Here is a 15923-nt window from a genome sequence, read left to right on the forward strand (position 1 = left end):
CTTTCTTTCTAGTTACTACTGATCTTCCTTAGGCGGAGAAGGCTTGTCATAACGGGTTTGTCTCGTTCTATTCCCTTTGCTAAGCGGGCGCTGGAACGTTAACCATCTAGGAATACGTATGAAGGTATCATTTAGTCTGCTGAGAACCATAGGCGCCACTGGTGTTAAATAGGGGACACCAAAGGAGCGAAGAGAGACCAAATGAATAAGAATGGCCATACAGCCTGTCAAAATACCGAATAAGCCGAACGTACCCGCCAGAAGCATTAATCCAAATCGTATCAATCGTGCGGCTACTGCCATATTCAGCGCAGGCGTCACGAAGTTGGAGATCGCAGTAAACGAAACGATAATGACCATAGCTGCAGATACTAAGCCCGCCTGTACAGAGGCCTGTCCTAGCACGAGAGCTCCAACAATAGAGATGGCCGAACCGATGACACGAGGCATGCGGACACCAGCTTCACGAAGCACCTCGAACGTAATTTCCATCAGAAAAGCCTCGACAATCGCCGGAAAAGGAACGCCTTCACGCTGCGCAGCTAAGCTGATGAGCAGAGTAGTCGGAAGCATTTCCTGGTGAAATGTTGTAATCGCAATATATAGAGACGGTAGCAACATGGAGACGAAGAAGGACATATACCGAATGAAACGGATGAACGTCGCAATATCGAAACGTTGATAGTAATCCTCACTAGACTGTAAAAACCGAAAAAACGTAACCGGTGCCTGCAAGACAAAAGGTGTCCCGTCCACGAGTATGGCAATTTGTCCCTCCAAGAGACCTGCTGCTACCGCATCTGGTCTTTCTGAGTTCATAATGGTTGGAAAAGGGGAGTAGGTGACATCCTCGATATATTCTTCGATATAGCCGCTTTCGAGAATGCTATCGGTATCGATTTTTTCTAATCGCCTCAAAGCTTCTTTAACGACAACCGGGTTAGCGATGCCCTCCAAATACGTAAGTACGACTTCGGTTTGGGTAAATCGGCCGATACGCATGGAAATGAACCGTAAATCAGGTGATCTAATTTTTCTTCGTAATAAAGAAGTATTCGTTCGAATGTCCTCTGTGAAGCCTTCTTTAGGCCCCCTGACAACGGTTTGTGTTTGCGGTTCCTCAATGGATCTTCTTTCCCCACCTGCTGTTCCTGCAATAATGGCTTCGTTATAGCCGTCTACGATGAGTACGGTGTTGCCTCCGAGTAGTGCAGCGATAGCATCATTGCCTTCTGAACTAAAGCATAGATCGCTGAGTGTAATTGCTTGGCACAACAAATCATGGACGCATACATCCTGCTGCCAGAAGGATTCATTCTCATGAGTCGCTTGAAGCGGCTTAGAGATATGTTCATTTAAGATGTCGTAATTGGCAAGTCCTTCTATGTAAAATAAAGCGATGCTGTTCGTATCGGGATAGATGCCAACTTGGAGCGGACGATAGTGGACATCCGAGCTTTGTCCTAATTTTTGCAGCACCCAGTTAACATTGTCTTGTAAGCTTGTGGTCATGGGGAAAGGGACTTGCAGAGACGTTTTCATTGTAGGCCTCCTCAGAACTTTCCATAGAATTGGTATTATCTTCTCTCACTTTCCATTGTTTTATTCGATCTACCTATTGACTATTGGCTTTCAGATGCATATAATAATCTTTAATCATATTTGATATGGTGAAGCATATGAATGAATCGCTATGAAGAGGAAGAAGTAATAAGGGCACTTATGCGCAGAGAGCGTTGGACTTGCTGAAACCATCGCCTTAATCCCTTACGTACGAAGTCACCTCGGAGCTGTTTTCCTGAAACATGTGGATTGTTCGCACGTAGTAGGGAGAACCGGAAGAGCACACGTTATCGTGCTGAGGGTAATGTTCGTTCATGAACATTCCTGCTAAGGTTATGTGCTGTGAGGCATATAGCAAATTTGGGTGGTACCACGGAAGCTTAAACCCCTTTCGTCCCGTTGAACACGTTTTGTGCGTGTCCGGGATGATAGGGGTTTTTCTTATTTTCATGGCATGGTAGACGATAACACGAATTGACTTTTCGAGAGGAGGATCACAATGAATGTTCAAACTGAACCAAAACGCTCTAAAGAAGAACTAATTGAGAAGCTGACGCAGCCAGACCTGATTACAGGCTCCGAGATTTTGCTAAGAAGCTTATTGCTGGAGGGTGTGGACTGCGTCTTTGGATATCCAGGCGGCGCTGTATTGTACATCTATGATGCGATGCATGGTTTTGATGATTTCAATCACTTGTTGACTAGACATGAGCAAGGCGCAATTCACGCAGCTGACGGCTACGCTCGTTCAACTGGCAAAGTTGGCGTATGTATCGCAACTTCCGGACCGGGGGCTACGAATCTAGTCACAGGTATCGCTACAGCATATATGGATTCTGTTCCTCTAGTAGTTATTACAGGTAACGTTGCAACGAACTTCATCGGTACGGATGCTTTCCAAGAGGCTGACATTACAGGTATTACAATGCCGATTACGAAGCACAGCTACTTGGTAAGAGACGTTAATGACTTGCCGCGTATCATTCACGAAGCATTCCATATTGCGAACTCAGGACGTAAGGGCCCGGTTCTCATTGACATACCAAAGGATGTCTCCGCTCATAAAACGATATTTAAGGCTGCAAAGGATGTAAGCATTCGTGGTTACAACCCTACGGTACAACCGAATAAGCTGCAAGTTGATAAGCTGATCAAAGCCATCGAAGAGGCTGAACGTCCAGTAATCATTGCAGGGGGCGGCGTTGTTTATGCGGATGCTTCCAATGAATTGATCGAATTTGTTAATAAAACACGGATCCCAGTAGCCACGACTTTGCTCGGCTTAAGCGGCTTCCCAAGTGCACACGAGCTATGGCTCGGTATGCCAGGGATGCATGGAACGTTTACAGCGAATACAGCGATCCAGAATGCAGATCTATTGATTTCTATCGGTTCCCGATTCGATGATCGAGTGACGATGAATTTGAATGGTTTTGCTCCAAAGGTAAAAGTAATCGCTCATATCGACGTAGATCCAGCTGAAATCGGCAAGAACGTGAAGACGGATATCCCATGCGTTGGTGATGTGAAAGCCGTTCTGGAGTATGCGAATACGAAAGCGAAGCCTGCGAATAACGCTGCATGGATCGCTGAGCTGCAAGAAAGCAAAGAGAAGTTCCCGTTGAAATACGGCGGAACCGAAACTGAGCTTAAACCGCAATACGTTATTGAAATGATCAGCGAAACAACCAAAGGTGAAGCGATCATTACAACGGACGTTGGTCAGCATCAAATGTGGGCTGCGCAGTTCTATAAATTCAAAAACCCTCGTTCCCTAGTAACATCAGGTGGACTTGGAACGATGGGCTTCGGATTCCCTTCGGCGATCGGCGCTCAAATGGGGAACCCTGATAAACTAGTTGTTTCCATCAATGGAGACGGCGGCGTTCAGATGTGTGCGCAAGAACTTGCGATCTGTGCGATCAACAACATTCCGGTTAAAGTTGTTATTATCAACAACCAAGTGCTTGGGATGGTTCGCCAATGGCAAGAAATCATTTATGAGAATCGCTATAGTCACATCGACTTGGCAGGAAGCCCTGATTTCGTGAAGCTTGCAGAAGCTTACGGCGTAAAAGGCTTGCGCGCAACGACGAAAGAAGAAGCGAGAAGAGTATGGCAGGAAGCCCTCGATACACCGGGGCCTGTCGTTATTGATTTCGTCGTACCGAAGGGCGAGAACGTGTTCCCAATGGTTAAAGCGGGCGATACAATTAGTGACATGTTAATGGGGGATTCGGAATGACAACTAAACATACAGTTTCCGTACTCGTAAACAATCAGCCTGGTGTCCTGCAACGTGTTTCTGGTTTGTTTGGACGCCGTGGCTTTAACATTGAGAGCATCACTGTAGGAGAGTCCGAGGAAAACGGACTTTCCCGGATGGTTATCGTAACCACGGGTGATGATAACACATTGGAGCAAATCTCCAAGCAATTGTACAAGTTGATCGACGTTATCAAGGTTGTGGACTTGAGCTCCAACCCAATGGTAGCTAGAGAACTCGCACTAATTAAAGTAAATGCTGAACCGCTTATGCGTCCTGAAATTCTAGGAATTGTGGAAACGTTCCGCGCGGCAGTTGTTGATATTGGTCCAGCTTCATTGATCGTGCAAGTTGTTGGAGATTCAGATAAAATAGATGCTATGGTCGAATTGCTTCGTCCTTATGGCATTCGTGAGCTTTCCCGTACGGGCGTTACTGCGATGATTCGCGGTTCGGTTAAATAAATTTTTACCAAGAAAAGCCAAGTTTTCTACCAGCAATAACATCTCCTTGAGTGGGGGTTTCAGCGAAGTACCACGGTAAATCGTTGAAACACCCACTCAAGGGGTAGACAAAACGGATTCATTATATCAAAGGAGGATTTATTCGAATGGCAGTTACTACTTACTATGAAAAAGATGCAGACTTAGCGGTACTTAAAGGTAAAACGATTGCGGTTGTTGGTTATGGTTCCCAAGGGCACGCACAAGCACAAAACTTGCGTGACAGCGGGTTGAACGTTATTATCGGACTTCGTGAAGGCCGTTCATGGAACGCAGCTAAAAACGATGGTTTCGAAGTTGTATCTGTAGAAGAAGCAGCACGTCGCGCTGATGTTATCCAAATTCTAATGCCGGATGAAACACAAGCTCGCGTTTACCGTGAGTCCATTCAACCGAACATGAAAAAAGGCGCAGCTATCATGTTCTCCCACGGATTTAACATCCATTTCGGACAAATCGTTGCTCCTGAAGGTACAGATGTATTCTTGGTAGCTCCTAAATCCCCTGGTCACATGGTACGTCGTACGTACGTTGAAGGTTTTGGTGTACCTGGCTTGATCGCAATCGAGAAAGATGCGACTGGCAATGCAAAAGCAATCGGTCTTGCATATGCAAAAGGTATCGGCTGTACACGTGCAGGCGTTATCGAAACTTCTTTCCGTGAAGAAACAGAAACTGATTTGTTCGGTGAGCAAGCAGTTCTTTGTGGCGGTGCTTCTGAGCTAGTTAAAGCTGGTTTCGAAACATTGGTTGAAGCGGGTTATGCACCAGAAATGGCTTACTTCGAGTGCTTGCACGAATTGAAATTGATCGTTGATATGATGTACGAAGGTGGACTTGCTTCCATGCGTAGTTCCATCTCCAACACAGCTGAGTACGGTGACTATGTAACAGGTCCTCGTATCATCACTGCTGAAACGAAAAAAGCGATGAAAGAAGTTCTTTCCGACATCCAACAAGGTAAATTCGCTCGCGATTTCATCTTGGAAAACCAATCCAACTTCGCTTTCATGAACGCAACGCGTCGTAACGAAGCTCAACACCCAATCGAGGTTGTTGGCGGACAATTGCGTGAAATGATGCACTGGATCAAAAAATAATCTTAGGCATTATTGAATTTTATAGGCTGTACATTCCACAGGGAGTGATTGAGGAGAATTTCCCAATTGCTCCCTGTGAATACTATAACGACTTAGAAAAAATATCTTAGCAAATGCTTGCGAAGCAAGTTTTCTATCGAAAACTTTTAGGAGGTGACACGGTGCGTAAAATTTACATTTTTGATACTACCCTTCGTGATGGTGAGCAGTCACCAGGTGTGAACCTGAACACTCAGGAGAAGGTTGAGATCGCCTTGCAGCTAGAGAAGCTTGGTGTGGATCGTATGGAGGCTGGTTTTCCTGCGGCATCCCCTGGGGACTTGGCTGGTGTGAATGCGGTCGCTAGAGCGATTAAGAACGCTTCTGTTATCGGCTTGTCCCGTGCAAGAGAGAATGATATCGAGGCTGTGCGTGAAGCCCTTCAAGGTGCACAAGATCCATGCATTCATCTTTTCCTTGCTACGTCTCCGATTCACCGTCAGCATAAGCTGCGTATGGAGAAGCACCAAGTGCTGGAAACGGCTGAAGCTGCGATTAAATATGCGAAGAAGTATTTCAGCAAAATTGAGTTCTCACTCGAAGATGCAGGACGTACGGAGCTGGACTTTATCGCGGAAGTAACAAGCATGGCGATTCGCGCTGGCGCTTCTGTCGTGAATATTCCAGATACAGTCGGTTATATGACACCGTATGACTATGGTAATATTTTCAAAATGCTGAAAGAAACAGTCCCAGGCATTGAGAAAATTCAATTGAGTGCGCACTGCCATGACGACTTAGGCATGGCGACTGCGAACGCGCTCGCTGCTGTTCTGAACGGTGCCGACCAAATCGAAGGCACAATCAATGGAATTGGTGAGCGCGCAGGGAACACCTCGATCGAAGAAGTTGTCATGGCGTTGGAAACACGCCAAGACTTCTACCAAGCGAAGACTTCACTTGTGCTGAACGAGATCTACCGCACCAGCCGTCTAGTCAGCAAGCTGACTGGCATGGTGGTTCCAGGCAACAAGGCGATTGTTGGCGCTAACGCCTTCGCGCATGAGTCCGGCATCCATCAGGATGGCATGCTCAAAGAGAAAACAACGTACGAGATTATGTCTCCGGAAACAATCGGTGTGAAGGAAAGTAAGCTCGTTATGGGCAAACACTCCGGTCGCCACGCATTCCGTGAGAAGTTGATTGATCTCGGCTACGAGCTCGGCGACGAGCAAGTAAACGTGGCTTTTGCCAAGTTTAAGGATTTGGCAGATCGCAAGAAGCAAGTAGAAGATGAAGATATTCGTGCTTTGATCGAAGAAAAATTGATCGAGACACCGGAAATTTTCGCGCTTGGTACGCTTCAAGTTGCCTACGGCAACCAAATGACACCAACCGCAACAGTCCACGTTCGCTTCCAAGATGGCAGTGAAGTAACTGAGAGCGCGGTAGGTAACGGTTCCGTTGACGCGATTTACAACGCGATTGATAAAGCGACGAAGGAAAACGTGGAGCTTGACGACTATTCCATCAAATCCGTTTCCCACGGGAAAGATGCGCTTGGTGAAGTTCATGTTGTTCTGAAACAGGACACGATTTCCGTTCAAGGGCGCGGTATTTCTACGGATATTCTGGAAGCAAGCGCGAAGGCCTACCTAGACGCTGTGAACAGACTGATTGAGAAACGCAAAAACCCAACAAGCAACAGAAGCAACGTTACGTTAATATAATAATCTCTTAGCTTTCATGGCAACCCGGATAAGCACCTCACCTCCACGATTCGAGGAGGGGTGCTTTCTACAAATGCGAAAGGATGCGTCCCTGTATGAAATATCGATTTTCGAAATCGTTGGAAGGCTTCTCATCGTCAGCTGTAAGAGAAATTCTTAAGCTAACTCAAGGGAGCTCGATTATTTCCTTTGCTGGCGGATTGCCTGCTGAAGAGTTTTTTCCATTAGACGCGGTTAGCGATGCGTTCACGAGAGTTGTTGGCGGCGGGAAGTCTGCGCTGCAATACGGGTTAACAGAGGGCTACAAGCCTTTGCGTGAATCCCTATGCAAGCGAATGGCAGCGAAGAACATGCTGGTTACACCAGACGAGATGCTGCTGACGACAGGTTCGCAGCAAGCAATTGACCTTTTGACACGCGTGTATATTGATGAAGGTGATGTCATTCTCGTTGAAAGTCCGACGTATTTGGCCGCGATCCAAGTGTTCCAAGCCAAAGGCGCGAAGATTTATTCCGTTGACAGCGATAGCGACGGGATGATCATGGAGGATTTAGCGGCTAAAATTGCGAAGCATAATCCGAAAATGGTCTACGTTATTCCAACCTTCTCGAACCCTGCGGGTCGTGCATGGAGCTTGGAACGTCGTCAAGGGTTGCTGGATATTTGCCGCGGCGCGGATGTCCTCATTCTGGAAGATGACCCATACGGGGAAATCCAGTTTGACGAGAGCGAAAGTTATCCGACTGTCTACTCATTAGGTGGAAAAGCTGAGGGTGGAAACGTTGTTTACACGAGCACCTTCTCCAAAACCGTAGCTCCTGCTTTCCGTACAGGTTGGGTGATGGGGGACGAGTCGCTGATTCGTCAAGTTGCACGCTTCAAGCAATCCGCGGATCTGCACTCCAGTACGATTGATCAGCAAACGCTGTATCACTTGCTTGAGCATTTTGATCTGGACGCGCATATTTCCTTAATCCGTGAACAGTATCTGGATCGGATGAAGTTCATGTCAGGACTGCTCAAGGAGCTGAACTGGCCTGGTCTGAAATGGGAAGAGCCAAAGGGCGGCATGTTCATTTGGGTAGAGCTTCCTGAGCAAATTAACGCAGCGGATTTGTTGAAAATCGCGGTCAAAGAAGGCGTTGCCTTTGTTCCCGGCGCTACGTTCTACGCGGAAAATCCACAGTACAACACAATGCGCTTGAACTACACGCACACAGATAAAGAAACGACTGTTCTAGGCATGAAAAAGCTCGCAAAAGCGATGGAATCTTATTTGCAAAATGCTTAAAAGAGATGCAGCACCCAAGGCCGTTGGCTTTGGGTGTTTTTTGTGGCGCAGCGAGGCGGCCGCGGGCGTGGTCAGAAAAGGGGAAATAGCGCCATACGATAGCGTTATTCTGGTTTCTAGAACACTTTCAAGTGAAATAGAATGATGGCATAACGCTATTTTCGTTTAAATAGAATATGGGGGACAGAAATAATGCTCCTGAATGAATGCCTCATAAGAAGTATCAAATACTGACAAATCCAATCTCCCCCCTTTTCAAGAAAATAAAGAAGCCGCTCCCTAGCATCAGCAAAGGCTGACTAGAAAAGCGGCGTGTGCTTCACTACCATTTTTTAACACTTTACCGTAGGTATAATGGAGTGATTAAGCTAGAAGACGGTTTTGGTCCGTTGACTTGGGATTATTTAGAAATTAAGATGGGAAGAGGATATGAGAAAGGGGACTTTCATCGGATGAGTAAACCCTTAAAACCGATCCACCGTAGCCGTGCTAGAATTTATCTCGGGATCAAAGCGTATCGTTTGAAACGATATTTGGCCTGGATATTCGATGACAAAAAGTACGCTACTCATAAACAGAGCGACATGCTCCCTCAACGAGCTTTCACGCACCGTACACCGCTTCTAAGACAGTTGAAAGATGTAGATATGTGGCTTCAGCATAATAAGGTTATCAATTTGAAAATTGCTTCGAAGCAGTTGAATGGCGTGATTATCCAGCCTGGTGAGACTTTTTCCTATTGGCGCTTGATTGGCAGTACACCCCGTAGGAAGGGGTATGTTGATGGCATGGTGCTCTTTCACGGAAAGGTGAAGACAGGTGTTGGCGGGGGTTTATGCCAGCTTTCGAATTTGATCTATTGGATGACGCTGCATACGCCGCTTACGATAACGGAAAGGTATCGTCACAGTTATGATGTATTTCCAGATGCAGGGAGATCTCAACCTTTTGGGAGCGGGGCAACGTGTTATTATAATTACTTGGATTTGCAAATTCGGAACGAGACACAAGAACCGTATCAGCTGATGATCCATGTTTCGGATACCCATTTAGTTGGTGAATGGCGTGCACGTAGTCCCCATCTTCATAGCTATGAAATATATGAGAAGAGCCACAGAATCACACGAGAGTACTGGGGTGGATATGTTCGTCATAATGAAATTCATCGAAGGGTGAAGAATCGAGAAGGGCAGCTCTTAAGGGATGAATGGGTGACGGATAACCATGCGATTATGATGTATGACCCTTTGTTGACAGCCGGAGATGGCAATAGAAATTGATGAATTCTAAATTAAATTTATGGTGAAATTATACACAAATGGTGATCTCTTCATTTTCATGATTGTAAAACCAAGCTACGCACATGCCCTTTCTTGCCACAAGGTAAGAAGGGTATTTTTGTTTGTGTTGACGAATAAATTTTCCTGAATGTGGCAAAATATGGTGTACATGTCATATCGGATTGGAGGTGCAAGCAGGTTGTTGATTCGGAGATGGTTAAAAGGAATAAAATCAGATCCAATCATGAAATCATCCGTACCTCTAAATCAATCGATTTCAGGAGTACTTGACGATGATATTACCACGATTCAAGATTTCTTTACTTTTGCACCAGATCTTTGTATACGTCAGTTTCAATTAAAAACCGGAGATAATGCCGTTTTGGTTTATTTGGATGGGCTCATTGATAAATCTGCCATCAATAATAACATCTTATATCCGCTGATGTATGAGGTCGAGTCGATAAGCGATATTTGGTCCTCTTCCATTTCAATTGCAAAAACAGATGTTGCCACCTTATGGTCGGATATTGAAAACGCGATTTTTCAGGGAAAAAGCATCCTTCTAATTCATGGACAGACGCGGTCAGTTATTTTACACACACAAGGCTGGCCTCAAAGAGCGATTAAAGAGCCGCAAATCGAGTCGACGCTAAAGGGGTCACATCAAGGGTTTGTCGAGACTTCAGGGCAAAATATTGCCTTAATCAGACGTTATCTTCCAAATCGCGAACTGAAAATAAAAGAATACAACATCGGATCTCGGGGAAATACGAGAGTGTCTATGATGTATCTGGAAGATGTTGTACAGCCTGATTTCGTAAAAGAAATGGAGGGCCGACTACTTCAAATTAATGTGGATGCCATATTAAATACGGGTGAATTAGCGGAGTTTATTGAAGATCATCCGATTAGCCTATTTCCTCAGTTAATCATGACGGAACGTCCGGATTCTGCAGCAGCCCATATTTTGCAAGGAAGAATAGTCGTTGTTGTCGACCACTCCCCCAGTGTAATCGTGGCACCTGTAACCTTCTCGGCGTTCTTTCAAAGTGTTGATGATTACAGCAATCGCTGGCTAATCGCCTCGTTTCTGCGTTTATTGCGCTATGTAGCATTAATTACTACGATCTCTCTATCGGCCGTATATATAGCCATTGTTTCGTTTCATTATGAGGTACTGCCTTTGGCTTTGTTAATATCGATTGGGGAATCCCGAGCAAAGGTACCTTTTCCTCCTATTGTGGAGGCGCTTCTAATGGAGCTCGCATTAGAGATGCTGAGGGAAGCGGGTTTACGTCTACCAGGACCAATCGGCCAAACGATAGGTGTCGTCGGGGGGATTGTCATCGGTCAGGCTGCCGTGCAAGCGGGAATTGTAAGTAATATTATGGTTATTATCGTTGCCATAACGGCCATTTCCTCTTTTATTATTCCTGATTATGATATGTCCTCCTCGTTGCGGTTGCTGCGTTTTCCAATGATGCTTTTGGCTGCAGTGTTCGGTATGGTAGGCATTGTGATTGGGCTGATGATTATAGGTGCTCACCTGATTTCAATGGAATCGTTTGGCATATCATATGGAAGTCCAATTGCGCCCATCCGATTGTCTGATTGGAAAGACGTATGGATTCGACTCCCGATGTGGAAGATGAAAAAGCGTCCAGTCTCTGCCCATCCAACGCAACTTATAAGACAGGGGGCAAACAGAGAAGGTGAAGATCAATCATGAAAAAGTATACGTTTAATCAACTTTCTTTGATCCAATACATTTTAATTATTTTCGAAACGCAAGTCGGCATCGGTGTCTTATCCCTTCCCCGTGATTTAGCTATTGCTGCTGGTACGGATGGCTGGATATCCATTGTATTAGGTTCGATTTTGTCGACACTAGTAAGTTTGGTTGTCATTCGAATTATGAATAAAAACCCCGAATCTACGTTATTTGAGCTTTTATCACAATACTTTGGGACGATGGCGGGTAAAAGTATTTATGTTCTTTGGATTTTGTACACGGCCTATGCGGCAAGTGTGGTATTGTTCTCAACCGTCAATATCGTAAAGCTATGGATTGTACCTGATATAAAGGAATCTATCTTGATGATCCTGTTTATTATCCCCATCTATATCATCACCAAGCATGGAATAAGGGTAATCGGACACTTTGCTGAACTCGTCTTTATTATCTCGTTGTGGATGCCATTCTTGTTGTTGTATGCCTTAAAAGATACACATTGGCTATTTCTTCTTCCCATCGGTAAAGAAGGCTTGAGTCCCATTTTGTCTACCGTAAAACCAACCGTTCTGTCGTTCCTTGGATTTGAACTTGCTTTCATTTTATTTCCGTTTCTAAAGGACAAGAAATCCGCGTCCAAAGGTATTATCATTGGAAACTCGTTATCCATGATTGTTTTTGTAATCGTGACCGTAATTTGCTTTGTTAGATTCTCTCCTGATGAGATCAAAGATTACGCCTATCCCACACTCAACCTACTGAAGCTCATCCAATTACCATTTCTAGAAAGGTTGGAAATCATATTTCTTTCCGTTTATTTATTTACACTGTTCATGACGATCATTCCCTACTTGTATACAGCTGTACTAGGTGTAAGTGAATTATTTGGCAAACAGGATCATCGGAATATGTTACGAATCGTCATGTGCCTCTGGTTATGCTCATCCTTCTTTTTTGTCCCTTCTTCTTCTCAAATAAATCAAATGGGTAAATCGTGGGGGACGGCAGGTGCTTATTTCGCTTATATGTTTCCTATTTTCCTTTGGATCTACGGATGGATCTTCCATCCCACTAGAAAGGCGCAAAAGCAATGAAAAATTTGAGAAGTATCGTATTGATTTGGGTAGCTGTATTATGTTTAATGGGGTGCGGTAAGGAAGTATATATTGAGAATCAACGGTTTATGATTGCAGAAGGTATAGACCTTGATGATGATGATAAGTTTGTCATTTACACAGCAAGTCCCGTCTTCAGTAGGGAAGCTACAGATAAATATAAAATCACAACTGCAACTGCGGATACGTTGCGTATAGGTAAGAAAAAACTCGAGTCGAAAATAAGCGGTAGTTTCGGGCCAGGAAAATTGCAAAGTATTCTTATAGGAAAAAAAATGTTGCAGCAAATCAATGTATTACCCTATCTTGATGTCTTCTTTCGCGATCCAAAAAATGAAATTAATGCAAATATGATCGTGGTTGATGGGTCTGTGAAAGATGTTATGTATGCCAAAACGAGTGATAAAGGGCAACTGGGTAGCGTACTCAAACTAATGCTAGAAAGCACATATAAAGCCAGAATTTCAGTTCTAACTACACTACAGAAATTCCATCAGCAAATGATGGATAATGCAATAACACCAAGCATAACTGAAATGAGAGTAGACCAGGGGGAACTTGTCGTTACAGGAACCACTCTTTTACATAAAGATGGTACCTATGCGACTTCATTAAATAATCAAGAAAGTTCTTTGCTGCTATTGTTGCAGAACAATACGAAGAATCCCATACCGTTAACATTTCACCTTCCTTCTGAGATGTTTCATACGGATGAAGAAATGTCTTATGTGAGTTTCAATATTAACAAGGTAAAGGTTAAGATGAAGCCCAAGTTTGAAGGAAGTCATCTTACAGTCGATGTCTTGATGAAAGTTCAGATCGATTTAATGGAACGTATGTTTGATTTAGACATGGAGCGACAGAGCAGACAGTTAGAACGAGCGATTGCGGAAGAACTAAAAAAAGAATGCCAAGATCTAATCAAGAAAGCAGGGAAGTACCAAGTTTATCCATTTGGTTTAGGGATTTATGTAAGATCACACGACTATAAAAATTGGAAAAAGATCGAGGATAACTGGGGGCAAGTAATATCTGATGCCATAATAAATATGTCAACTCAAGTTAACATCAAAAGTATCGGTGTTTCCAAATAAAGCTAAGCGGAAGAAAAAAGGGGGGGGATTAATGAATAAATATTCGTTCAATCAAATCTCCTTGATCCAATATATCCTTATCATTTTTGAAACCCAAGTTGGGATAGGTATCCTATCTTTGCCTCGCGATTTAGCGAATACGTCTGGAACTGATGGATGGGTATCGATTGTATTGGGGTGGATGATGTCTATGCTATTAAGCTTAGTTATCATTCGTATTATGGAAAAAAATCCCGATCACACGTTATTCGAACTCTTATCTAAGTACTTTGGTAAGTGGGTGGGAAAAGGTCTAGCAGTAGTATGGATTCTACTAGCGGTATATGCGGCAAGTATCGTTATGCTTTCAACCATTCATATCATCAAAATATGGATTGTACAGGAAGTACGGAACTATATCTTAATGATCCTGTTTGTTATTCCCATCTATATGATTACAAAACAAGGGATAAGGATGATAGGGCTCTTCGCTGAGCTTGTTTGTTTTGTTACTTTGTGGATACCTTTTTTATTGTTATTTGCATTAAGGGATATCGAATGGATGTATCTTTTTCCAATAGGAAAAGAAGGGGTGTTTCCCATTCTGGCTGGCGTGAAATCAACCATATTTTCTTTTATTGGATTTGAACTAACTTTCATTCTTTATCCGTTTCTTAAGGACAAGAAATCAGCATCCAAGGGAATTGTGATTGCAAATTCATTAACGATGGTAGTCTATGTTGCCGTTACAATAGAATGTTTTATTCGATTCTCTCCAACGGAAGTCACGGATTATGTATATCCCGTACTTAATTTATTGAAAGTAATCCAATTACCTTTTATTGAACGGTTGGAGATTATATGTCTCAGCTTTTATTTGTTTATCATATTTATGACGGTGATTCCTTATCTCTACGCGGCTGCACTAGGAATAAGTCAGTTATTAGGCAAGCAGGATCATCGGAATGCTTTACGAATCATTTTATTTGTATGGGTTTTATCGCCATTCTTTTTTATTCCTACTTCTTCCCAAATCACTCAGATGGCCAATTCGTGGGGACTAGCAGGTATATGCAGCGCTTTCATATTACCACTTGTTCTATGGGTGTACGGATGGATTTTTCATTTCGTTAGAAAGGAATCCAAACAATGAAGAATTTTAAGCCTATTTCGTTAATATTGGTCGTTTTAATGATTGTATCAGGTTGCGGTAAAGCCGTATATATTGAGAATCAACAGTTTGTTCTTACAGAAGCTATTGATTTTAACGAGAATAATAAGTTAGTCGTTTACACGTCAACGCCTGTTTTCAATAAAGAAGCCAAAGATAGATTTAAAATCACTTTCTCAAGGGCTGACACGATGCGTAAATCCAAAGGGGAAATTGATAGTAAGACGAGCGGCAGACTTGCTTATGGAAAATCCCAAAATGTTCTCATAGGAAAAAAACTGCTGCAGCAAAGAAACGCACTTCCCTATTTAGATGTTCTCTTCCGGGATTCTCGAAATGAGATCAATGCGAATGTGATTGTGATTGATGGAACCGTTAAAGATGTCATGTATACGAACATGAGCGATAAAGGCCGAATCGCCAGCGTGATCAAAGATCTTGTAGAGAGTACTAATAAGAGCAGGGTTATCGTGCAAACTTCACTGCAGAAGTTTCATTTACAAGTAAAGGATAAAGGAATGACGCCTGTATTGACTGAAATGAAACCTGAGAAAAATGAACTCGTTATTACAGGTACCACTCTTTTACACAAAGATGGGACCTACGCGGTTTCTTTGAATCATCAAGAGAGTTCGCTGCTCATCTTATTGCAAGGCGACTCGAAAAAAAGCATACCATTAACGTTTCACATTCCTCCTGACTTGTTCCATACGAGCAAAGAATCGTCCTTTGTGAGCTTTAACATCAAAAAAGGAAATCCAAAGATCAAGGCGAAGTTCGAAGAAGATGACCATTTGACAATCGATATTCCGATGAAGGTTCAGATTGATTTGACAGAGCGGTTGTTTCCTCTAGATGTGGATGAGAAGAAAAAAGAACTGGAACAAGCCATTGAAAAAGAATTGAAAGAAGAATGCGCGGCTCTAATCAAGAAAGCTCAAAAATACCAAATAGATCCCTTTCAATTTGGCGTTCATGTACGTGCATTCCACTATAAAGACTGGAAGAAGATAGAGGATAATTGGGGAAAAGCGTTAGCTGAAGCAACAGTGAATATTTCACCTAAAGTGATCATCAAAAGTATTGGGGTTCTAGAATAGTCAATGAGATATGTTA

12 protein-coding genes are annotated in these 15923 nt (G+C 43.4%); 11 read left to right on the forward strand and 1 reads right to left on the reverse strand.

Translation table 11 applies throughout. The features are described 5' to 3' along the window. Positions 1–15: 15 nt before the first annotated feature. Positions 16–1542, reverse strand: a complete 1527-nt coding sequence (locus AB4114_RS13280; RefSeq protein ID WP_441988888.1) for a spore germination protein — start codon at positions 1540–1542, stop codon at positions 16–18. A 520-nt stretch (positions 1543–2062) separates the two neighbouring features. Between AB4114_RS13280 and ilvB the strand changes: the two genes are divergently transcribed. From ilvB to AB4114_RS13335, 11 genes are all read left to right on the forward strand, one after another. After that, entirely contained in the window at positions 2063–3808 is a 1746-nt protein-coding gene (gene ilvB / locus AB4114_RS13285) for a biosynthetic-type acetolactate synthase large subunit (protein ID WP_441988889.1), read from the forward strand. Beyond that, the gene (gene ilvN / locus AB4114_RS13290) at positions 3805–4293 is read left to right on the forward strand and encodes an acetolactate synthase small subunit (protein ID WP_171631212.1); all 489 of its coding nucleotides are present in this window, start codon (positions 3805–3807) and stop codon (positions 4291–4293) included. The genes ilvB and ilvN overlap by 4 nt, the downstream gene beginning before the upstream one ends. A gap of 146 nt (positions 4294–4439) precedes the next feature. Beyond that, positions 4440–5432, forward strand: a complete 993-nt coding sequence (gene ilvC, locus AB4114_RS13295; protein ID WP_056609110.1) for a ketol-acid reductoisomerase — start codon at positions 4440–4442, stop codon at positions 5430–5432. Positions 5433–5593: 161 nt separating this feature from the next. Beyond that, positions 5594–7141, forward strand: coding sequence for a 2-isopropylmalate synthase (locus AB4114_RS13300; protein ID WP_441988890.1), 1548 nt, complete (start codon positions 5594–5596; stop codon positions 7139–7141). A gap of 95 nt (positions 7142–7236) precedes the next feature. After that, entirely contained in the window at positions 7237–8433 is a 1197-nt protein-coding gene (locus AB4114_RS13305; protein WP_441988891.1) for an aminotransferase-like domain-containing protein, read from the forward strand. Positions 8434–8885: 452 nt separating this feature from the next. Beyond that, a complete protein-coding gene (locus AB4114_RS13310; protein WP_441988892.1) occupies positions 8886–9713 on the forward strand; it encodes a VanW family protein in 828 nt (275 codons plus the stop codon). Between the two features lie 244 nt (positions 9714–9957). Then, complete coding sequence (locus tag AB4114_RS13315) at positions 9958–11445, forward strand: spore germination protein (RefSeq protein ID WP_441988942.1); 1488 nt, start codon at positions 9958–9960, stop codon at positions 11443–11445. Then, positions 11442–12542, forward strand: coding sequence for a GerAB/ArcD/ProY family transporter (locus tag AB4114_RS13320; protein WP_441988893.1), 1101 nt, complete (start codon positions 11442–11444; stop codon positions 12540–12542). Before AB4114_RS13315 ends, AB4114_RS13320 begins: the two co-directional genes overlap by 4 nt. Further along, positions 12539–13657, forward strand: a complete 1119-nt coding sequence (locus tag AB4114_RS13325; protein WP_441988894.1) for a Ger(x)C family spore germination protein — start codon at positions 12539–12541, stop codon at positions 13655–13657. Before AB4114_RS13320 ends, AB4114_RS13325 begins: the two co-directional genes overlap by 4 nt. Before the next feature lie 31 nt (positions 13658–13688). Next, entirely contained in the window at positions 13689–14789 is a 1101-nt protein-coding gene (locus tag AB4114_RS13330; protein WP_441988895.1) for a GerAB/ArcD/ProY family transporter, read from the forward strand. Continuing rightward, positions 14786–15907 (forward strand): Ger(x)C family spore germination protein, encoded by a 1122-nt coding sequence (locus AB4114_RS13335; protein WP_441988896.1) that lies wholly within the window; start codon positions 14786–14788, stop codon positions 15905–15907. The genes AB4114_RS13330 and AB4114_RS13335 overlap by 4 nt, the downstream gene beginning before the upstream one ends. Positions 15908–15923 lie beyond the last annotated feature (16 nt).

Source organism: Paenibacillus sp. 2RAB27, assembly GCF_052115445.1.
Classification (GTDB): domain Bacteria; phylum Bacillota; class Bacilli; order Paenibacillales; family NBRC-103111; genus Paenibacillus_E.